16 protein-coding genes are annotated in these 20,352 nt (G+C 62.9%); 11 read left to right on the top strand and 5 right to left on the bottom strand.

Translation table 11 applies throughout. The features are described from left to right. Positions 1–3 precede the first annotated feature (3 nt). Positions 4–309: a chaperone modulator CbpM gene (locus tag AC6R19_RS14620; RefSeq protein ID WP_500580573.1), complete on the top strand. Its 306-nt coding sequence runs from the start codon at positions 4–6 to the stop codon at positions 307–309. Positions 310–335: 26 nt separating this feature from the next. On the opposite strand, the gene AC6R19_RS14615 is transcribed toward AC6R19_RS14620, so the two are convergent. Further along, positions 336–1,316 (bottom strand): calcium/sodium antiporter, encoded by a 981-nt coding sequence (locus AC6R19_RS14615; protein ID WP_500580572.1) that lies wholly within the window; start codon positions 1,314–1,316, stop codon positions 336–338. Positions 1,317–1,875: 559 nt separating this feature from the next. Between AC6R19_RS14615 and AC6R19_RS14610 the strand changes: the two genes are divergently transcribed. The 4 genes from AC6R19_RS14610 (at position 1,876) to AC6R19_RS14595 (ending at position 5,224) form a co-directional block, all read left to right on the top strand. Next, positions 1,876–2,151, top strand: a complete 276-nt coding sequence (locus AC6R19_RS14610) for a hypothetical protein (protein WP_500580571.1) — start codon at positions 1,876–1,878, stop codon at positions 2,149–2,151. A 398-nt stretch (positions 2,152–2,549) separates the two neighbouring features. Continuing rightward, positions 2,550–3,656 carry a 4-hydroxyphenylpyruvate dioxygenase gene (hppD, locus tag AC6R19_RS14605; protein WP_500580570.1) on the top strand — a complete coding sequence of 369 codons (1,107 nt, stop codon included), beginning with the start codon at positions 2,550–2,552 and terminating at the stop codon, positions 3,654–3,656. Positions 3,657–3,659: 3 nt separating this feature from the next. Next, complete coding sequence (locus AC6R19_RS14600; protein WP_500580569.1) at positions 3,660–4,220, top strand: VOC family protein; 561 nt, start codon at positions 3,660–3,662, stop codon at positions 4,218–4,220. Next, positions 4,217–5,224: a fumarylacetoacetate hydrolase family protein gene (locus AC6R19_RS14595; RefSeq protein ID WP_500580568.1), complete on the top strand. Its 1,008-nt coding sequence runs from the start codon at positions 4,217–4,219 to the stop codon at positions 5,222–5,224. Before AC6R19_RS14600 ends, AC6R19_RS14595 begins: the two co-directional genes overlap by 4 nt. A 97-nt stretch (positions 5,225–5,321) precedes the next feature. Here AC6R19_RS14595 and AC6R19_RS14590 read toward each other — a convergent pair whose 3' ends face one another. The 3 genes from AC6R19_RS14590 to AC6R19_RS14580 all read right to left on the bottom strand — a co-directional run bounded on the left by AC6R19_RS14590 (position 5,322) and on the right by AC6R19_RS14580 (position 10,060). Then, a complete protein-coding gene (locus AC6R19_RS14590; RefSeq protein ID WP_500580567.1) occupies positions 5,322–6,761 on the bottom strand; it encodes a coniferyl aldehyde dehydrogenase in 1,440 nt (479 codons plus the stop codon). Positions 6,762–6,847: 86 nt separating this feature from the next. Further along, positions 6,848–8,209, bottom strand: coding sequence for a DUF1329 domain-containing protein (locus tag AC6R19_RS14585; RefSeq protein WP_500580566.1), 1,362 nt, complete (start codon positions 8,207–8,209; stop codon positions 6,848–6,850). A 15-nt stretch (positions 8,210–8,224) separates the two neighbouring features. Then, a complete protein-coding gene (locus AC6R19_RS14580) occupies positions 8,225–10,060 on the bottom strand; it encodes a DUF1302 domain-containing protein (protein ID WP_500580565.1) in 1,836 nt (611 codons plus the stop codon). Positions 10,061–10,315: 255 nt separating this feature from the next. Between AC6R19_RS14580 and AC6R19_RS14575 the strand changes: the two genes are divergently transcribed. From AC6R19_RS14575 to AC6R19_RS14555, 5 genes are all read left to right on the top strand, one after another. Beyond that, positions 10,316–11,440 (top strand): WD40/YVTN/BNR-like repeat-containing protein, encoded by a 1,125-nt coding sequence (locus tag AC6R19_RS14575; protein ID WP_500580564.1) that lies wholly within the window; start codon positions 10,316–10,318, stop codon positions 11,438–11,440. Continuing rightward, complete coding sequence (locus tag AC6R19_RS14570; protein WP_500580563.1) at positions 11,430–13,838, top strand: efflux RND transporter permease subunit; 2,409 nt, start codon at positions 11,430–11,432, stop codon at positions 13,836–13,838. Before AC6R19_RS14575 ends, AC6R19_RS14570 begins: the two co-directional genes overlap by 11 nt. A gap of 105 nt (positions 13,839–13,943) precedes the next feature. Further along, positions 13,944–15,593, top strand: coding sequence for a GMC family oxidoreductase (locus AC6R19_RS14565; protein ID WP_500580562.1), 1,650 nt, complete (start codon positions 13,944–13,946; stop codon positions 15,591–15,593). A gap of 228 nt (positions 15,594–15,821) precedes the next feature. Further along, positions 15,822–16,601 carry a porin family protein gene (locus AC6R19_RS14560; protein ID WP_500580561.1) on the top strand — a complete coding sequence of 260 codons (780 nt, stop codon included), beginning with the start codon at positions 15,822–15,824 and terminating at the stop codon, positions 16,599–16,601. Beyond that, on the top strand, positions 16,555–17,016 hold the full coding sequence (locus tag AC6R19_RS14555) for a hypothetical protein (protein ID WP_500580560.1): 462 nt from the start codon (positions 16,555–16,557) through the stop codon (positions 17,014–17,016). Before AC6R19_RS14560 ends, AC6R19_RS14555 begins: the two co-directional genes overlap by 47 nt. Before the next feature lie 31 nt (positions 17,017–17,047). Here the strand turns inward: AC6R19_RS14555 and AC6R19_RS14550 are convergent, their stop codons facing one another. Continuing rightward, positions 17,048–18,079: an AraC family transcriptional regulator gene (locus tag AC6R19_RS14550; protein ID WP_500580559.1), complete on the bottom strand. Its 1,032-nt coding sequence runs from the start codon at positions 18,077–18,079 to the stop codon at positions 17,048–17,050. A gap of 240 nt (positions 18,080–18,319) precedes the next feature. Here AC6R19_RS14550 and AC6R19_RS14545 point away from each other — a divergent pair, with 240 nt between their 5' ends. Beyond that, positions 18,320–20,296, top strand: a complete 1,977-nt coding sequence (locus AC6R19_RS14545) for an alkyl/aryl-sulfatase (protein ID WP_500580558.1) — start codon at positions 18,320–18,322, stop codon at positions 20,294–20,296. Positions 20,297–20,352 lie beyond the last annotated feature (56 nt).

The raw sequence follows: 20,352 nt of genomic DNA, 5'->3' as shown, positions 1-20,352 counted from the left end.
GATATGGAAAAAGAAATCAGCGGCGCAATCCTGGATGAAAGCGTCGAACTGACCCTGAGCGAACTCTGCCGCGCCTGTGAACTGCCGGCGGAGGAGATCATCGCCCTGGTGGAGGAGGGGGTTATCGAGCCCCGCGGCGGTGCCCAGATCCAGTGGCGCTTCAGCGGCATCTGTGTGCGCCGGGTGCGCAGGGTCTGCAGCCTGGAGCGGGACCTTGGCGTCAACCTGGCCGGTGCGGCCCTGGCGATTGAACTGTTGGAGGAAATCGAGCGCCTGCAGGCGCAGCTGCGGCGCTTCGAACAGCCGTAGGAGCGCGGTGCAGGCCGCGAAAGCGGCTAGACCACCGCGCGGGTAATCGTCATCACCAGGTAGGCGTTATAGGCGACATAGGCCAGCAGCATCGTGGCGCCCTCGAAGCGGTTGATGCGCCCCTGGCCGCGGAAGCCGTAGCCGAACACGAACAGCGCCACCGTCAGGCCGATCACCATCGGCCAGTCCCGCGACAGGACCTCCGGCGGCACGTTGGACATGGGTGCTATGGCGCCGGCGATTCCCACCACCGCCAGCAGGTTGAACATGTTCGAGCCCACCACATTGCCGATGGCGATATCGTGCTCGCCCTTGCGCGCGGCGATCACCGTGGCCGCCAGCTCCGGCAGCGAGGTGCCCAGGGCAACGATGGTGAGGCCGATGATCAGGTCGCTGACCCCCAGTGCCTCGGCAATGGTCACGGCGCCCCACACCAGGGTCCGCGAGCTGACGATCAGCAGCACCAGGCCCGCCACAACCCAGAAGAGCGCGCGCCCCAGGGGCATGGCGTGTACTTCCAGCTCGCCGGCCATCTCGCCCGCGAGCATATCGTCCTTGCCACGCAGGGCGGAGAAGATCGACCAGCCGATCAGTCCGAAGAAGCCCGCCAGCAGTACCAGCGCCTCCCAGCGCTCCAGGCCGTCGTCCCATAGGAAGAAACCGCCCAGGCAGGTGATGGCCAGCAGCAGCGGCAGCTCCTTGCGCACTATCTTCGAGTGCACCATCAGCGGCACGAACAGCGCGGTGAGGCCGAGGATCAGGCCGGTGTTGGCGATATTGGAACCGTAGGCGTTGCCCAGCGCCAGGCCGGGACTGCCGTCCAGGGCCGCCATGGCCGACACCACCATCTCCGGCGCCGAGGTGCCGAAGCCGACGATCACCATGCCGATCAGCAGCGGCGGCATGCCGGCGTGCTGCGCCGTGGCGGCGGCACCCTCCACGAAGCGGTCGGCGCTCCAGACCAGCAGGGCGAATCCGGCGATGATGGCGAGGGCGGCGACAAGCATGGGGTGTCCTTATTTCAGTGCGTTCAGGGTAGGGCAGATCTGTGCGCGGGGGCCGATTGTACCGACTCAGGGGAAATCCAAAAGGAAAAATCGGTGCCGGCCCAGCGGTCACTGCGCGGCGAGGCGTTAAATCCCGGAGCCGGGGCGGAATACCCGTCAGTGCTGGGCTACGCTAAACGCATAGGCGCTTGGTCTACATTGAGCCCCAAATGCGCAACAAGTTACTGCTGAATGCAGGCGCCGGGCCACGACTTTGAGCTGGAGGAATTCCGGCGGCAGTTGGCACAGCCGGTGGATATGGGTGGCGTGGTGGCGATGGGCAACATCCCGGAACCGCGCTGAACATTTACCTGGTCACGGCGTTGACCAGCGACGAGGACAATCCGCGGGAAAAGGCCGCCTGGACAAGCTGGCGCAAGAGCTCGGGTTATCCGAAACAGCGCCAGTGCGGCCGGGCAGCAGCTGACCGGGGCGACCCGGGAGGCGGAGCCAATTCCGTGTAACTTAAATTCCCGCGCTGTAATGGCCGGGGCCACTCCCAAAACCTGAGGGCGTCATTATGGAACTGCTGAAATTCACCACCAGACTGTTGATGATAGGCTGTCTGCTGACGGTATTCGCGGGCTGTGAGCGCGAGGAGCGCCGGGAAGAGCGCATGGAAAACGGCGGCGGCATGACCACCCCGGACATGGGTTGCTGCCAAAAGGCCGACAACACCTGCTCCGCCCCGGTCTCCGAGCAGGACTGCACCGGTATGGGCGGCCAGTTCCAGCAGGGCGCCAGCTGTGGCACCGATGGCATGTGCACCCGGGACCAGATGCAACCACAGCAGTAACACCGCGTCTGCTATCTCTGCTCCTCCAGGCGCCGTCCGGCCCGGCCGACAGCGCCGCCAGTAACTCGGCGAAGTTGCTGCCGGCCGGATAGGCGACGGAAGACCACCCCGGGCGCATCACCGTATTGGTGGAGGGCGCCAGCAGCGCCCGTGCCAGGGCTCCTCGCTGCCACAGAAGAATTGCTAATCGCCAGGTTATATCGGCCGCAGATGACGACTGCCGATTGAGCCCTGATCGCCCCGCCCGGGCTCGATGACCGGACCAGCTTGACGGGTTCCGAAAATCCTCCCCTCTTGACATTAGTTACACCTGCAACTAAGTTCGTTGCACCTGAAACTATTCACCCCGCCGCCGCACTAGCATTGCGGCGACACGAGAGAGAAAAACGGAGGGCAAGATGGCCGATTTGTTTGAAAACCCCATGGGTCTGGACGGCTTTGAGTTCGTCGAATTTACCGCGCCGGAGAAGGGCATCCTCGAGCACGTCTTCGCGGCCATGGGCTTCGAGAAGGTCGCCCGCCACCGCTCCAAGGACGTCGAACTGTGGCGCCAGGGCGACATCAACTTCATCACCAACTACGAGCCCAACAGCCACGCTCACTACTACGCCCAGGAGCACGGCCCCTCCGCCTGCGGTCTGGCCTTCCGCGTCAAGGACGCCAGGTTCGCCTACGAAGAGGCGATCCGGAAGGGCGCCCAGCCGGTGGAAGTGAAAACCGGGCCAATGGAACTGCACCTGCCGGCCATCAAGGGTATCGGCGGCGCCAACCTCTACCTGATCGACCGCTACAAGGAAGGCGAGACCATCTACGACATCGACTTCAAGTGGCTCGAGGGCGTCGACAGGCACCCGAAGGGCTGCGGCTTCCACACCCTGGACCACCTGACCCACAACGTCTACCGCGGCCGCATGGACTACTGGGCCAAGTACTACGAAGACCTGTTCAACTTCCGCGAGATCCGCTACTTCGACATCAAGGGCGAATACACCGGCCTGCTGTCCAAGGCCATGACCGCGCCGGACGGCAAGATCCGCATCCCGCTGAACGAAGAGGCGGCCGGTGGCGGCGGCCAGATCGAAGAGTTCCTGATGAAGTACAACGGCGAGGGGATACAACACATCGCCTTTGCCTGTGACGACCTGATCAAGTGCTGGGACCGCCTGAAAGAGCGCGGCATGGAGTTCATGACCCCGCCGCCGAACACCTACTACGACATGCTGGAAGAGCGCCTGCCCGGCCACGGCGAGCCCACCGAGGAACTGAAGGCCCGCGGCATACTGCTGGACGGCACCACGGAGGGCGGCCAGCCGCGCCTGCTGCTGCAGATCTTCTCCGCCAACATGCTCGGCCCGGTGTTCTTCGAATTCATCCAGCGCAAGGAAGACGAGGGCTTCGGCGAGGGTAACTTCAAGGCCCTGTTCGAATCCATCGAGCGCGACCAGCTGGAGCGCGGGGTTATCGGTGGAGAGAAAGGCGAAAAGGGTGAGAAGAAAGAGGCCTGAGTAATGGCGATCAAACGCATACACCACGTGGCCTACCGCTGCCGCGATGCCAAGGAGACGGTGGAGTTCTACCGCGATCTCCTCGGCATGGAGTTCCAGTTGGCCATCGCCGAGGACAAGGTGCCCTCCACCGGGGCGCCGGACCCCTATATGCATGTCTTCCTCGACGCGGGGCAGGGCAATGTGCTGGCCTTCTTCGAACTGCCCAACTCCCCGGAGATGGGCCGCGACGAGAACACCCCCCAGTGGGTGCAGCATATCGCCCTGGAAGTGGAGAGCATGGACGAACTGCTGGCGGCCAAGGACAGACTGGAAGCCGCCGGCCTGGATGTGCTCGGTCCGACCGACCACACGATCTTCAAGTCGATCTACTTCTTCGACCCCAACGGCCACCGCATAGAGCTGGCCGCCAACACCGCCAAGCCGGGCATGCACACCGAGCTGAAGCGCGTGGCCGAGGATATGCTCGAGGAGTGGTCGCGTACCAAGAAGGCACCGAGGCACGCCGCCTGGATGCACGGCGACGCAGAGTTTGAACCCAAGACCGAAGTGGAGGCACAGTGAAGTTAGCCAGTCTCAAATCCGGCCGCGACGGCCAGCTGGTGGTTGTCAGCGACGACCTGACCCGCATGGCGTCGGCCGAATCCGTGGTGCCCACCCTGCAGGCCGCCCTGGACAACTGGGCCCAGGTGGAGAGCCTGCTGGAGGAGTTGAGTCACCAGCTGAAATACGACGAAATCGAAAGCCGGCCCTTCGACCAGAGCCAGTGCCACTCGCCCCTGCCGCGCGCCTACCACTGGGCCGACGGCAGCGCCTACGTCAATCACGTGGAACTGGTGCGCAAGGCTAGGGGTGCGGAGATGCCGGAGAGCTTCTGGACGGACCCGCTGATGTACCAGGGCGGCTCCGACACCTTCCTGGCCCCGCGCGAGCCGATCAGAATGCCGCAGGCCGAAGGCTTCGGCATCGACTTCGAGGCCGAGATCGCCGTCATCACCGACGACGTGCCCATGGGGGTGACCCCGGAGCAGGCGCTGGGGCACATCAAGCTGGTGATGCTGGTCAACGACGTCTCCCTGCGCGGCCTGATCCCGGGTGAACTGGCCAAGGGCTTCGGCTTCTACCAGTCCAAACCGAGCAGCGCCTTCTCGCCGGTATGCGTCACCCCGGCGCAGCTGGGTGAAAAGTGGAAGGACGGCAAGCTGCACCTGCCGCTGCAGTCCTTCCTGAACGGTGACAAGTTCGGCGAGCCCAATGCCGGCGTGGACATGACCTTCCACTTCGGCCAACTGATCGCCCACGCCGCCAGGACCCGCCCCCTGGGCGCCGGCACCATCATCGGCTCCGGCACCGTGTCCAACAAACTGGACGGCGGCCCCGGCAAGCCGGTCTCCGAGGGCGGTGTCGGCTACAGCTGTATCGCCGAGATCCGCATGATCGAGACGATCCAGCACGGCCAGCCGAGCACGCCGTTCATGCAGTTCGGCGACCAGGTCGCGATCGAGATGCTGGACGACAACGGCCAGTCCATCTTCGGGCGTATCGAGCAGACGGTGCAGCAGGCCTGAGGCAGGCTGGACCACCCTAAGTACCACAAAACGCCGCTCCCGCAGAAACTGCACGAGAATGGCCACCCATTGGGTGGCCATTCTTTTATGCGATTCTCTATTTCGTCAGCCGGATCATAAAGTCGAGAATCCTGTTGGCGGACTTGCCATAGGGTGGCACCAGCAGCTTCAGCGGATCGATCGGTCCCTGGTAGAAAACCGGCCGCAGCTTGGAGAAGGTCAGAAAACCCTCGTAACCGTGATAGTGGCCCATGCCGCTCTCGCCGACGCCGCCGAAGGGAATATCGTGTTGCGCCACGTGCAGCACGCAGTTGTTCACGCTGACGCCGCCGGAAATCATCCGTTCGATATAGTAATCGACAAGCGAACGGTCATTTGAAAACGGGTAGATCGACAGCGGGCGCGGGCGGGCGTTGATGTAGTGCACAACCTCCTCGCGCCTGCTGTAGGTCTTGACCGGCAGCAGCGGGCCGAAAATCTCCCGCTGCATCACTTCCATATCGTCGCTGACATTCAGTAGCAGGTGCGGCGGAAACTTGCGCAGCTTGTCGTCGCGGCTGCCCCGGCCAGCGGACAGGTCGATGGCGGTGGCGCCCTTGGCGATGGCGTCGTCGAGCGTGTCCCACAGGCGGCGGTAGGAGGCGTCGTCGATGATGGAGGTGTAGTCCCTGCTGTGCAGGTCCGGATAGCGTTCTGCAACCAGCGCTTTGCTTTTTGCCACGAAGGCGTCGACGCTGTCCTCCGGCAGGAACAGGTAGTCGACGGTGGTGCAGATCTGTCCCGCGTTCAGCAGCTTCCAGAACAGGATGCGCTCGGCGGCGACGTCGAGGGGGAAATCCGGCGCGACCACTGCCGGCGACTTGCCGCCCAGTTCCAGGGTCACCGGCGTCAGGTTGTCGGCGGCGGAGCGCATCACCGCGCTGCCGGTGTCGCTGGAACCGGTGAAGATCAGGTGGTCGAACGGCAGGCTGGAGAAGGCCTGCCCGACGCCGCTGGCGCCCTCGACAAAGGCGAGCTTGTCCTCGGGAAAGTAGTCGCCGCTGATGCGCTTCAGCAGCCGGGCCAGCTGGCCGGAGTTGTTGGACATCTTCACCATGGCGCGGTTGCCGGCGGCGAAGATGCCGGTGAGCGGCAGGAGGCTCAGGTTGATGGGGAAGTTCCACGGCACGATAACGCCGACGACGCCCAGGGGCTGCGGAATCACGCGGTTGCGGGAGGTGGGATAAACGCTGATCGCCGTGTGGCGGCGCTGCGGTTTCATCCACTTCTTCAGTTTTTTGATCGTGTCCTTGATGCCGTCGAGTACCGGATAGATTTCACAGAAGCCGCTCTCGAACGGCGCGCGATTGCCGAAGTCGTCACTGATGGCCTGCACCAGTTCCCGCTCGTGATCCTGCACCATGCGCGACAGCGCCTTAAGGTCCGCCACGCGCTGGCGGTAGTCCGGATTCGGGTTGTCCAGGTAGGCCTGCCGCTGCCTGTCCAGCAGGCCCTGCAGCGAGGCCCTGACGGGCTCGTGTTGAACGAAAGAGGTCATGTTTTTTTCCAAAAAAAAGGCCGGCTGCGCCGGCCACAAGAAACGCGGATTCAACTTGCTGACTGAACCGGGTTGTTAAGACGGGCTCAGCGGCCGATGCGGCGCAGCGCCGCCGAGGAGAAATCGCGGCGGCTCGCCTTGGTATCCCAGTCCAGGAATTTCGGCTCCTCGTTCGCCAGGCCGGTCACCAGGTAGCGGCCGGAATCCAGGTCGTGCAGGGTTTCCGCCGCCAGCCACGGGGTGTCCGCGCCGTAGAACATTACGTTGTGGCCCTGGGCCACCTTCCACAGCCTGCCGCGGCCGTCGTAGTGGTCGACCACCGAGGCGGTCCAGGTGTCCTCGTCGATGTAGAAGGTGCGCTTGGCGTAGATATGGCGCTCGCCCTCTTTCAGGGTCGCCTCCACCACCCACACGCGGTGCAATTCGTAGCGCAGGTAGTCTGGGGCCAGGTGGCCGGCCTGGATGATGTCGCTGTACTTTAGCGACGGATCGATCAGCTGGTAGTCGTTGTACGGGATATACATCTCCCGCTTGCCGATCAGTTTCCAGTCGTACTTGTCCGGCGCGCCGTTGTACATGTCCAGGTTGTCGGAGGTGCGCAGCCCGTCCACGCCAGCGGCGGGGCCGTCGTAGGCGACGTTGGGCGCGCGGCGCACGCGGCGCTGGCCAGCGTTGTAGACCCAGGCGCGGCGCGCCTCCTTGACCTGGTCGATGGTCTCGTGCACCAGCAGCGCGGTGCCGGTCAGGCGCGCCGGCGCGGTGATCTGCTGCAGGTAGTAGAACAGTACGTTGTCATCCTGCTCGGCATCGCGGCCCTCGCTGAGGAATTCCGGCCACACCAGATGGTCGGTCATTTTCACCGGCACGAAGGAGCCGTCCGCCTGCACCGGGATCGTGGTCGTGGTGCGCTCGACGGAACCGCCGCGGTAGCGGGTGATATGGTTCCAGACCACTTCCTGCGCGTTCTGCGGTATCGGGAACGGAATCACAGAGTCGAAGTTGGTCAGGCCGCTGCCGCCGGCGACCAGCTCGGCGCTGGTGGCGTTCTTCCTGACCACGTCGTACAGCGCTTGCGGATAGGCGGCGGTGCGGCGGGTCTGGTACACCGGCATGCGGTAGTCCGGGAATTTCTCGAACAGCGCCAGCTGGCCCGGGCTCAGCTTGTCCTTGTAGCCGGCCAGGTTGGCGTTGGTGATCTCGAACAGCGGCCTGTCGTCCGGGAAGGGGTTGGCTGGGCGGCCCTTGTCACCGCCCTTAGGGGCCTTGGCGGCGGTGAAACCGCCGTTCCAGGCGGGAATGGTGCCGTCTTCGTTGCCGGCCTTGGTCGCGCCCAGCGGCGTCAGTATGTCGCCCAGCTTGGCAGCCTCCTGCTCGGAGACCTTGGCGAAAGCGGCGCCGCTCGTCAGTGCCAGCAGCAAGAGTGCGGCGGTAGTCATTGTTTTTTTCATGGTCGCTACCTCTTCTTAGTAGGAGATGCTGAAGCTCAAAGAAATGAAGTCTTTGTCTTCGAGGATGTTGTGGCTGCCGCCCTCGAAGGCGGTGTAGCCGAGGGTGGCGCTGTACTTCTGCTGGTATACCGCCTCCAGGGATAGCCCGAGGGATTTGCTCCCTTCATGGAACTGCTGTCCGGGCTCGGCGGAATAGCCGGATACGTCGTGGGACCAGGCCAGCGTCGGGTTCAGGGACACGCCGGCAAAGACGTTCGGGTACTCCAATGCGGCGCGGGCGCGGTAACCCCAGGCGCTGTCGGTGACATAGCCGTCGCTGCGGCAGTCGCCGGCGATCTGGCCCGCGGCCACCAGGTTGCGGCAGTTGATGCCGTTGCCCAGGTCGAAGTCGCCGAGGCCGAATACGGGGTTGCGGCCGTAGCGCTGGTCGGAATCCTCCACGCCGTCTAGCAGGGACACGCCGGCCTCGCCGATCAGGGTCAGGCGCGAGGCACCCAGTACGCGCTCGAAGAACTTGATCGCGGTAACCTGCAACTGGGTCTGGTCGAAGGTGTCGTAGCCCGGTGCCACCTGGCCGTCACCCACATCTGCCACGCGGCTGCTGAAGGCAAACAGGGGGCTCTCGGTCACCACGCCGTAAATAATTTCATTGCCGTTGATCTGCACCGGCGTGTCCGGCTTGTACGACAGCTCGCCGGACAGGGCCACGCCGCCCACATTGGTGGCGAAGCTCAAGCCATAGATCTTCAGGTCTTCCGGGAAGCTGACCAGGTAACCGGGGTTGGCCGCCGACAACTGGCCTCTGGTCGGATCGAGAGCCGACGGGATGAAGACCTGGCCGACGCTATCGGGGATTGCCGAGCGGACGCCACTGACATAGGGCGTGCGCGAGTGGATATTCATATAGTAGGCGCCAAACTCGGTATCGTTCAGTGCCGCGGCGTAGTAGCGCGCGGCGAGGCCGTACTGGCCGCCGTCATCCGGCTCGATATCCGCGTCGCGCCCGACGAAGAATCCCTGGGCGACCGCCGCCTGGTCGGGCAACTGCAGGGTGACGCGGTTGCAGCCGTCGGCGGCCGTGTCGGCGGTGGAGAAATAAGTGCCGCAGCCCTCGATCTGCGTCTTCTCCCACTCGTACTGGTAGAAGCCCTCGAGGCTGAGGTTCTCGGTCACGCCGACGTTGAAGTAGGCCATGCCTACCGGCAGCAGGCCCTCTTTCAGCTCCGCCCCGGGGCGGCGGAAGGCGCTGACGTCCAGCGGGTTGATGGCATTGATGCCGCCCTGGATAAAGGTGCTTTCACCCCAGCTCACCACCTGGCGGCCGAGGCGCAGGCTGATGGGCATTTCCGCCACTTCGCTATCGAGATAGGTGTAGGCGTCCAGCACTTCAGCACCGGAGAACTTGGCGAAATCGGAAAAGCCCTCGTCGGACAGTGGTGCACCGGCGTCATAGCTGTTGGCATTGTTGCCGTGGGGGCGGTTCTCGTCCTCGAGCTCCTTGTCGTACCAGTATTTGACGCGCATGAAGACACCGAAGTTGTCGTTCGACAGCTCGATATCATGCACGCCCTTGACGATTTTCGAGAAGGTCTCGCCCTGCTCGAAGTTCAGGTTGCCGTCGTCAGAGGTGGTGGCGTGGCCGGCACCGCCGTTGGGGCTGCCGATAAAGCGCGGGTCCGCGTCTTCCAGGCGCCAGCTTGCGCCGACGTCGAGCTGCGAGGTGATGCGCAGCGCGATATCTTCGTTTTCTCCGAAGTAAAAGTCGGCCGCCTGGGCCTGTGAAACTGCGCCGCCGATCAGCGCGGCGAGCAGGGTTTTCTTATAAAGGGGCAACTTTATTTTTGTATGCATTGGCTCTTCTCCCATTCATGCCACTGAAAACTCTACCGTAGAAGCCGCGGCGGGAAGATGCCGTTTGATAGGCGGAGTGCGCCAACTTTTTATCATCCCGCGCCGGATGGCCGGATTAGGCTGGGAGAGGCGCTGTCGGGGTCGGGCCGGGATCCGGGAAGCAATGACAATGATTTGGCGCGTCTGACATATCGGTGCGCCTGCAGGCTGCCGGATAATCCGACGACCTAATAATAATCCCGATGTAGCACTGATATGAGACTTGCCCGATTTCTCCTGCCCCCGCTGATGGCGGCATCCGGCCCCGCCAGTGCCGCGGTGGAACTCCTCCAGACACCCGCCCTGCACAGCGATAGCGCCGCTTCCGGCGTGATGATGGATCTCGCCGCAGCCGGCGACCGCTACCTGGTTTCCGGCGAGCGCGGCACCCTGCTGCAGTGGCGACCATCCGGTCAGTGGCAGCAGTTCGATTCGCCGGTCAGTGTCGCCCTCACGGCGCTGGCAGTGCTGGCGGACGGCCGCGCCTATGCGGTCGGCCACGATGCTGCCATCCTGCGCCGCGCCGCCGCTGGCGACTGGCAGAAGATCTTCGACGGCTACCAGCTGACACGCCTGCAGATTGCGGCGCTGGAACAAAAGCGCGAACGGCTGCAGCGGCAGGTCGATAACCCGGCCGAGGATGCGGATATCGGCGAGCTGGAATATCAACTGGAAGATCTGCAGTTCACCCTGGAGGACGCCCGTGCCGAACTGGACAAGGGGCCCAACCGGCCGCTGCTGGATATCGCCGCGCTCGGTGACGACCTGTTTGCCGTCGGTGCCTACGGCACCTTCCTGAAAAGCAGCGACGGCGGCGACAGCTGGCAGCTGCTGAGCGATCGTCTCGACAACCCCGACCGCTTTCACCTGAACGCGATCGTGCGCGGCGCCGGCGACGACCTCTACATCGTCGGCGAGAGCGGTCTCGGCTTTGTCTCCCGCGATGGCGGCGACAGCTGGGCGCGGATGGAACTGCCCTACGGCGGCAGCCTGTTCGGCATTGCCGTGCAGGGCGGCGGTGAAAACCTGGTGGCCTTCGGCCTGCAGGGCAATGTGCTGATTTCACGCGACGCCGGCGCCAGCTGGGTTCGCCAACGCATAGACGCCGGCGCCAGCCTGCTCGGCGGCATTGCCACCGACAGTGGCGACGTCTACCTGGTCGGCCACGGTGGCCTGGTGGTGCATTTCCCGATCGGCGACCCCGGCGCCGTCAAACTGGGCAAACATCCGTCCGGTGCCGCGCTGTCTGCGGTCGCGGTCGACGGCGAGCAGCTGATCCTGACGGGTCAGTTCGGGGTAACCGCCTGGAACAAGAGTGAGGTGCAGGGCGATGCAGAATAATCCAAAGAATCCGTCCGGGCTGGAACAGTTTTTCGAGCGCCTGATATTCGGCAAGCGCCCACTGGTGCTGGCGGTACTGGTGGGGATGCTGTCCTTCCTGACCTGGCAGGGACTGCAGGTGCGCCCGGAGGCCAGCTTTACCAAGATGATTCCGGGCAACCACGAATTCATCAACAACTACATGGACTACCGCAGGGAGCTGGCGGATCTCGGCAATGTGGTGCGTATCGTCGTCGAGAGCAAAGACGGCGATATCTTCAACGCCGATTTCCAGCAGGTCCTGCAGCAGGTCACCGACGAAGTCTTCTATGTGCCCGGCGTCAGCCGCGACGGCCTCAAATCCCTGTGGACCCCGAATGTGCGCTGGCAGGAGGTCACCGAGGACGGCTTTGTCGGCGGCGCGGTGATTCCGAACGGCTACGATGGCTCGCCGAAAATGGTCCAGCGGCTGAAGGAAAACGTCTTCAAGTCCGGCCAGGTGGGCGTGCTGGTCGGTAACGACTTCCAATCCGCGGTGATCCTGGCTCCGTTGCAGGATGTGAACCCGGAGACCGGCAAGCCGCTGGACTACCGCGAATTGTCCGACTACCTGGAACAGAATGTCCGCGACAAATACAGCAGCGACGATATCAGTATCCGTATCGTCGGCTTCGCCAAGGTCATCGGTGACCTGATCGAGGGCGCCGTGCAGGTGGTCATGTTCTTCGGCCTGGCGGTACTGATTACCTTCGCGCTGCTGTGGAGCTATTCCCGCTGTCTGCGCAGCACCCTGGCGGTGCTGGCCTGCTCCATCTTCGCGGTGTTTGCACAGCTGGGCGTGCTGAACCTGCTCGGCTACGGCATCAACCCCTACTCGATGCTGGTGCCCTTCCTGGTATTCGCGATCGGCGTCAGCCACGGGGTGCAGATCATCAGCGCCACCATGCACAATGCGGTGCACGGCGCCGACAAACTGAGCGCGGCCAAACTGGCGTTCCGCTCCCTGTACCTGGCCGGTATCACCGCGCTGGTGAGTGACGCCATCGGCTTTACCACCCTGATGGTGATCGATATCGGCGTGATCCGCGAACTGGCCATCGCCGCCAGTATCGGCGTGGCGGTGATCATCGTCACCAACCTGGTGGCGCTGCCGATCATCGCCAGCTATATCGGCGCATCCGCGGGTGGCGTGCGTCACGCCCGCGAGCGCCTGGACAGGGCGCCGCTGGTGCAGCGGCTGTTCGCCGGTTTTGCGCAGCCGCACCGGGCCAAGGCGACGCTGGCGATCGCCCTGGTGCTGTTCGGCACCGGCGCCTGGTTCTCGCAGTACATGAAGATCGGGGATCTCGATGCAGGTGCGCCGGAACTGCGCCCGGATTCCCGCTACAACAAGGACAACGCCTACCTGGTGGAGAACTACAGCACCAGCACCGACGTGTTCGTGGTCATGGCCAGGACCGAAGCGGGAGAGTGCATCGCCTACGAAAATTTGGTGTGGATGGACCAGCTGTCCGCGCACCTGAAAAATGTCCGCGGCGTACAGCAGGTCAGCTCCGTGGCGGACGTGTCCAAGTTCGGCAACTTTGGCATGAACGAGGGCTCACTGAAATGGTACGGCCTGAATCGCAACCAGTTCGTCACCAACCAGTCGGTGGCCAAGGCGCCGCCGGGACTGATCAACGCCGATTGCAGCATGGCGCCGGTGCTGGTATTCCTGAACGACCACAAGGCGGAAACCCTGGACCGTGTGGTCGCCACCGTGCGCGATTTCAATGAAGACTTCGCGCCGGAATCGGTGGAGTTCCTGATGGCGGCCGGCAACGCCGGTATCGAGGCGGCCACCAACAGCGTGATCGATAAAGCGCAGCTGAAAATGCTGGTGTGGGTCTACGGCGTCGTGATCGCACTCTGCCTGCTGACCTTCCGTTCCCCGCGCATCGTCCTCGCCGTGGTGCTGCCGCTGATGCTGACCTCGATCCTCGGCCAGGCGCTGATGGTGCTGATGGGAATCGGTGTCAAGGTGGCGACCCTGCCGGTGATTGCGCTGGGCGTGGGTATCGGCGTCGACTATGGTATTTATATCTTCAGCAAGCTGCGCGAAGCGCTGGCCGAGGGCAAGTCACTGCCCGAGGCCTACGCCGCCACCCTGAACCAGACCGGCAAGGCAGTGGCCTTTACCGGCATCACCCTGGCCATCGGCGTGGCCACCTGGGTCTTCTCGCCGATCAAGTTCCAGGCGGATATGGGCCTGCTGCTGACCTTTATGTTTGTCTGGAACATGCTCGGAGCGCTGGTGCTGGTGCCGGCGATCGCCTGGCTGCTGCGAATCGGTGCCGGCAACGGTGCCGGCCTGGCGGCGCCGGAGAAGTCGGTGTACAAACCTGTGCACGAGAAAGCGGTTGCCGCGGAAGTTTTGTAGTTTTGTAGGATGGGCAAAGCGAAGCGTGCCCATCGATGCTGTGGAAGATGGGCAGGTCGCTGCGCTCCTTTGCCCATCCTGCGGCCAGGAACAGGAGATAAAATAATGAAAACAAAATTCGATTACATCGTCGTCGGCGCCGGCTCCGCGGGCTGTGTGCTGGCCAACCGCCTGTCCGCCGACGGCAGGTACAGCGTCTGTGTGCTGGAGGCTGGTCCCGCCGACCGCTCGCCGATGATCGGCATCCCCGGCGCCTTCGCCTATTTCATGTATTCAAAGAAATACAACTGGGCCTACGAGGCCAAGCCGGACCCGAAGTTGCGCGGCGGTGAGCCGGCCTTTACCCCACGCGGAAAAACCCTGGGCGGCAGCTCGGCGGTCAACGCCATGCTCTACGTGCGCGGGCAGAAAGAGGACTACGACGAGTGGGAATCGCTGGGCAATAAGGGTTGGTCCTACCGCGACATGCTGCCGTACTTCAAGAAATCCGAGCACCACGAAAAGCTCGCTGGCAGCGAGTATCACGGCAGGGGCGGCAACCTGCATATCAGCGCGCCGGACACCGCGGAATACCCCATGTCGCAGGCGTTTGTCGAAGCGGCGCAGCAGGCCGGATTCAACTATACGGACGACTTCAACGGCGCCGACCAGGAGGGTGTGGGCTACTACCACCTGAATATCAAGGATGGCCGTCGCTTCGGTGCCGCCGCCGCCTACCTGAAGCCGGCGATGGAGCGCGACAACCTGACGGTACTGACCGAGGCGCAGGTGACAAGGGTAGTGCTGGAAGGGGGCCGCGCCGTGGCGGTGGAGCTGCGACACAAAGGCAGCGACCTGAAACTGGAGGCGACCCGGGAGATTATCCTCAGCGGCGGCGCCATCAACTCACCGCAGCTGCTGCAGCTCTCCGGCATCGGTGACCGCGAACACCTGCAAACTGTCGGTATCGATTGTCTGCACCACCTGCCGGGTGTGGGCAAGAATCTGCAGGAACATGTGGACGCCTGTGTGCTGGTGCGCAGCAAGATCAACAACGGCTTTACCGCGACCATCGGCGGCGTGCTGAAGATGGTGCCGGAAGTGGTGAAATATTTCCTCACCAGAAAGGGCAAGCTGGCCAAGTCGATCACCGAGGTGGGCGGCTTTGTCCGCTCTTCCGACAAGGTGGAGCGGCCGGATGTACAGTTCCACATGCTGCCGCTGTTGTTCGACGACCACGGCCGCGACCTGCAGCTGATGTCGAAACCCGGCTACTCGGTGCATGTGTGCGTGCTGCGCCCGGAGAGCACCGGCACCGTGCTGGTGCGCTCCGCGGATCCCTTCGCCGCGCCGGAGATCGACTACAACTTCTTCGACCACCCACAGGACCGCCAGGTACTGGTCGACGGCATCCGCCAGGCGCGCAAAATTCTCGCTGCGCCGGCCTTCGACGAATACCGGGCCGAGGAGATTTACCCGGGCGTCGACAGCCAGTCCGACGAGGAGATATTCCAGAAAGCGCAGGACAAGGTGGGGCTGGTCTACCACCCGGTGGGCACCTGCAAGATGGGGGTGGACGATATGGCCGTTGTGGATCCGGCGCTCAGGGTGCACGGCCTGAAGGGGCTGCGCGTGGTGGACGCATCCATCATGCCGAAGCTCGTCAGCGGCAATACCAACGCCCCCACCATCGCCATTGCGGAAAAGGCGGCCGATATGATTCTCTGCGCAGACAGTGCCGTCGCCGGCGAAGTGGCGGAGCCGGCGCAGCACTGATTCCCCGACACTTTTCTCTCAGGCCTTGTTGGTCTTCACTGGGGGCGCCTCCTGTCGATGCAGGGGCGTCTTTTTTGTTGCGTGAAAAGGGTATACGGATGTATGTCATGGGGTTCCCTCCCATCCTTCCAGCGACCTGCTCGAGATGCCAGGGCGGCTATGGTTTATATTTTGTTGAGCCTGAGCAATCGCAGGGGTGCGGTGCCAAGGTTTCGGGGAGACAGGACAATGCCAGTGATAGCGGAAAAACCAGGGAGCTGCGACCCCGCCGCTGGGATCTGGCGCGCGCTGGCTGTACCCCGGTGCGGCCGGCTGTTGGTATTGCTAGCGGCCGTTTTTATGGGGCTAGCCGAAACCGGGTGGGGTGCCGCGCTCGAACGCGCTGTTCCGCAAATCGTCCGGCTCCTCTACGAGAAGGGGACCTATGGCGAGCTGGGCGTTCTTTATGTCAGCCCCCACCAGGCTGGGGAGGGTGCCGTTTTCCCCACATCCTCGGGGCCGCGCCCGCTGGAGGGAAATACCGGCGACCCATTGGACGCGCACACGAGTGTTTTCGCCGCCCTGAAGAGCGAGATCAACGGGCAGCTGTCTTATGTGGTGGTGCTCGACCAGCCGCAGGGAGTGGATACCCGCTACAGACAAGGCTCCTTTCCGTCGACTACACTGTCTTATGACGGCACCACCGGTGAGTTGCGCTCTTATCAGCTCACTACTGTACTGGCTTACGACGTAGCACCGATGGGCAAGGTTTACGCCGGTCTGCGCGCCGAGCGCATAGATCCCGGGGCTGCGGTACCTTTCCTTGCGGACTATGTGGCCAATGTCGATCGGGACTGGGGTGGTGGCTACCTGATCGGTGCCGCCTACACCCGGCCGGAGAAGATGCAGCGGATCGCGCTCAGCTATTTCTCCGGCATTGACCACAATGTCGACGCGACCGAGTTCGGTTCTGACGGGCGCATTGGAAAGCAGTTTCAGCATCGACACGCCGCAGTCGGCCTCACTTGAGTTCCAAAGGGGAATCATCCCGAAAACCCTGGTCTTCGGTTCGGTCCGATGGATGAACTGGGCTGACTACATTATTGCGCCGCCGCTCTTCGAAGGGCTCACCGGACGGCCGGTCGTTGACTACGAGGAAGACTGGTGGACCTACACTCTGGGAATAGGGCGCCGGTTGAGCACCCAGGTCGGTGGTTCCTTCTTCGTCGTCTACGAACCCTCGGTGGGCGGCACCATGACGACCCTCGGCCCTTACGACGGGCGGACAATGGGCACGGCCGCGTTGAGCTACGACTGCGGCAAGTTCACCTTCACCGGGGCCTTGACCTACGGCGAACTTGGCGACACTGCCAACCGGCTGCAGACCGACTTTGACGACGGGTGGGTATGGGCCGCCGCGTTTCGCGTTGGCTACAGCTTCTGAAAGGCGATGCCGGTGCCCGGGCAATAAGCCGTCAGGCGCTGGCGGCGTGCGCCGTGCGGAATTCCCCCGGCGTGCACCCGGTCCAGCGCTTGAACGCCCGGTTGAAATTGGCCACCGACGCAAAGCCCACCAGGTAACCGATCTCGCCCAGCGACAGGTGCGCCTGGTCGATATATTCCAGTGCCAGCTGTTTGCGCGTGTGTTCGAGAATTTCCTTGTAGCTGGTGCCCTGCTCGTTGAGCTTGCGCTGCAGATTGCGCAGGCTCATGCCCAGGCTCTCGGCAACCTCTGTCTGTGTCGGTGTGCCGAGTGGCAGCCGCTCGTAGATTTTACATTTGACCAGGTTGGCCAGATCGTTTTTGTCGATGCGCGACAGGTACTCATCAAGGATCTTTTCGTGGCTCTGGGTCAGGACCAGGTTGTGCGCCAGCAGTTTCTTCGACGCCTGTGCCCGATCGAACAGCAGCGCGTTGTGTTCCGCATTGAAGCGGAGCTCGCATTTGAAGAAGTCCTGTAGATAACCGCTGCCCTGTTCCGGCGCCGGTGCCTGAAAGCAGACCGCCAGCGGTCGCAGGTCGGCGTCCACCGCTTCGCGGCCGAATTTCAGCAGCGTGGCGAGAAAGCTCTCAATCTGCCGGGGGCCGAGCGTCGGCTTGCCGCTGTCCTCGTGGTAGAGGGGGCTCATGCGGAACTCGAGCCCGCCGGGGCCTTCCGATATCGCCACCCGACAGGCGTCGGACACTATGCGTTTGTAGCGCACGATGCGCTCCAGGCTGTCCTTCAGCGTTGCCGATGACATCATCGCGTAGCCGAGGGCGTGGAACATGCCCGGGTGGAAGTGCTCCGCCACCTGGATACTGAAATCCTTTTGCGGCATGCGGGCGTTGCAGTACTCCATCAGCAAGTTGAGTTTGGACACGGCGATACGGGACTCCTGGTCCTCCAGGTACTCCTCGGTAATGCCACACGCATTGAGTGCCTCCTGCACGTCGATATGGTTGGCGCGCATGGCTTTGGAAACGGGAATCAACCAGCCGCTCAATGCAATGTAATCGCGTTCCACTTTGTTTTTCCTACTGTTGCGTTATCTTCGTACCAATAGCCACAAAGGGTACAAAAATTGATCAGTTGGCATTCTACTCGATTTGCGCGGGAGAACAATAGATTGGCGTGTACTGCAATAGTCATTCCCGGTCACCTGTGTAATGTAAGAGCCAGTAAACACTGGGTCCAAAGGCTATTGCGCTGCGCTTCGGCTCTCGCAGATGTTTTGGGCCAGGCAAAACGATAAAGAGAGAACAGAATGCTAAAAGTATTGGTTGCGTCCGTCGGTCTGGGCGCTTTGATGGCGGCTTCGGCCCTGGTCCACAGTGCTGATACGGTGGCGCAACAAAAGGATGCGAGTCCGGCCACCCGGGCCTATCAAAAGTCGGTGCGCGACAGCCTGCCGTTTGCCGACAGGCGCGATTTCGAACTGGCCGAGAAAGGGCTGATCGAACGCCCGGAATCGGTAGAGATCCGCGACGCGCAGGGCCAACTGGTCTGGAGCCTGGACCAGTATGACTTCCTCAGTGGTGATCAGTCACATGACACCATCAACCCCAGTCTGGAGCGCCAGGCCAAGCTGAATATGCACTACGGCCTGTACAAGGTGACCGATCGCATCTACCAGGTGCGCGGTTACGACCTGGCCAATATCACCTTCGTCGCCGGTGACACCGGCTGGATCGTCTTCGATCCGCTGCTGACCCCGGCGCCGGCGAAAGCCGCCTTCGAACTGGTCACCAAAACCCTCGGCGAGCGCCCGGTGCACGCGGTGGTCTACAGCCACGCCCATGTGGACCACTTCGGCGGCGTCAAGGGCATCGTCAGCCAGGAAGACGTGGACAGCGGCAAGGTGCAGGTCATTGCCCCGCGGGGCTTTATGGAGCACGCAGTGAAGGAAAATGTCCTCGCCGGCAACGCCATGCTGCGCCGCGGCAGCTTCCAGTACGGCACCATGCTGGAAAAGAGCCCCAAGGGGCAGGTGGATTCCGCCATCGGCAAGGGCGCCTCGCTGGGAGTGATCGGCCTGATTGCGCCGACGCGCACCATCGAGGAGGACGAGGAAACCCTGGTGATCGACGGCATCGAGATGCGGTTCCAGAACACCCCCGACACCGAGTCCCCGGCGGAGATGAACACCTGGTTCCCGCAGTTCAAGGCGCTGTGGGCCGCGGAAAACGTGACCGGTACCCTGCACAACGTCTACACCCTGCGCGGCGCACAGATCCGCGACGCCCAGGGCTGGAGCAAATATATCAACCGGCTGATCCACGGCTACGCCCAGGATGCCGAGGTACTGTTCGCCTCCCACAACTGGCCGCGCTGGGGCAACGACTACCTGCTGGAAGTGCTGAAGAAGCAGCGTGATCTCTACGGCTACCTGCACGACCAGACCCTGAATCTCGCCAACAAGGGTGTGACCATCAATGAGATCCAGGATGCGATCGAAGTGCCGGACAGCCTTGCCCACGAGTGGTACAACCGCGGCTACCACGGCTCCTACAAGCACAATGCCAAGGGCATCCTGAACAAGTACCTGGGCTACTTCGACGTCAACCCTGCCAACCTGAACCCACTCAGCCCGGAGGATTCCGCGCCGCGTTATGTCGAGGCGATGGGCGGCGCCGGGGCCGTGCTGGAGCGGGCGCGCAAGGCCTACGACGAGGGCGACTACCGCTGGGCGGCGCAGATGCTCAACCACCTGGTGTTCGCCGAGCCGGACAACGCAGACGCCCGCAATCTGCAGGCGGATATCTTCGAACAGCTGGGCTACCAGGCGGAGAACACTGGCTGGCGCAACACCTACCTGGTGGGCGCCTATGAACTGCGCAACGGACCGCCCGAGAGCAAACTGGCCACGCGTGCGGGGCCGGACCTGATCAGTGCCATGAGCACCGAACTGCTATTCGATTTCTTCGGTGTGCGGCTGAATGCGGACAAGGCCGAGGGCGTGGACCTGTCCATCAACTTTGTGCTGCCGGACCGGAACGAGACCTTCCTGCTGGAACTGGAAAATTCGCACCTGAACAATATCGCCGGTGTGCAGAGCGAGGACGCGGACGTCACCGTGGCCATTGACCGCGGCGACCTGAACCTGCTGATAACCAAGCGGAAGACCTTCCCGCAGCTGGTGCAATCCGGCGCGCTGAAAATGCAGGGCGATCAGCAGGCATTTGTACAACTGCTGCAGATGATGGAGGAATTCCCCTTCTGGTTTAATATCGTTAAACCTTGATCGGCTTTTACTAATAAGGTGGAAGGCAGAGAATTCTTTCTTTCCTTCACAACTAA

It is taken from the genome of Microbulbifer sp. SE14 (assembly GCF_059834885.1).
This window is presented reverse-complemented; position numbering and strand designations above follow the sequence as displayed.

Bases quoted from the DNA above. Each gene is read 5' to 3' on its own strand.
- AC6R19_RS14620 (WP_500580573.1), top strand. From the start codon at position 4: ATGGAAAAAGAAATCAGCGGCGCAATCCTGGATGAAAGCGTCGAACTG.
- AC6R19_RS14615 (WP_500580572.1), bottom strand. From the start codon at position 1,316: ATGCTTGTCGCCGCCCTCGCCATCATCGCCGGATTCGCCCTGCTGGTC.
- AC6R19_RS14610 (WP_500580571.1), top strand. From the start codon at position 1,876: ATGGAACTGCTGAAATTCACCACCAGACTGTTGATGATAGGCTGTCTG.
- hppD (WP_500580570.1), top strand. From the start codon at position 2,550: ATGGCCGATTTGTTTGAAAACCCCATGGGTCTGGACGGCTTTGAGTTC.
- AC6R19_RS14600 (WP_500580569.1), top strand. From the start codon at position 3,660: ATGGCGATCAAACGCATACACCACGTGGCCTACCGCTGCCGCGATGCC.
- AC6R19_RS14590 (WP_500580567.1), bottom strand. From the start codon at position 6,761: ATGACCTCTTTCGTTCAACACGAGCCCGTCAGGGCCTCGCTGCAGGGC.
- AC6R19_RS14585 (WP_500580566.1), bottom strand. From the start codon at position 8,209: ATGAAAAAAACAATGACTACCGCCGCACTCTTGCTGCTGGCACTGACG.
- AC6R19_RS14580 (WP_500580565.1), bottom strand. From the start codon at position 10,060: ATGCATACAAAAATAAAGTTGCCCCTTTATAAGAAAACCCTGCTCGCC.
- AC6R19_RS14575 (WP_500580564.1), top strand. From the start codon at position 10,316: ATGAGACTTGCCCGATTTCTCCTGCCCCCGCTGATGGCGGCATCCGGC.
- AC6R19_RS14570 (WP_500580563.1), top strand. From the start codon at position 11,430: ATGCAGAATAATCCAAAGAATCCGTCCGGGCTGGAACAGTTTTTCGAG.
- AC6R19_RS14565 (WP_500580562.1), top strand. From the start codon at position 13,944: ATGAAAACAAAATTCGATTACATCGTCGTCGGCGCCGGCTCCGCGGGC.
- AC6R19_RS14560 (WP_500580561.1), top strand. From the start codon at position 15,822: ATGCCAGTGATAGCGGAAAAACCAGGGAGCTGCGACCCCGCCGCTGGG.
- AC6R19_RS14545 (WP_500580558.1), top strand. From the start codon at position 18,320: ATGCTAAAAGTATTGGTTGCGTCCGTCGGTCTGGGCGCTTTGATGGCG.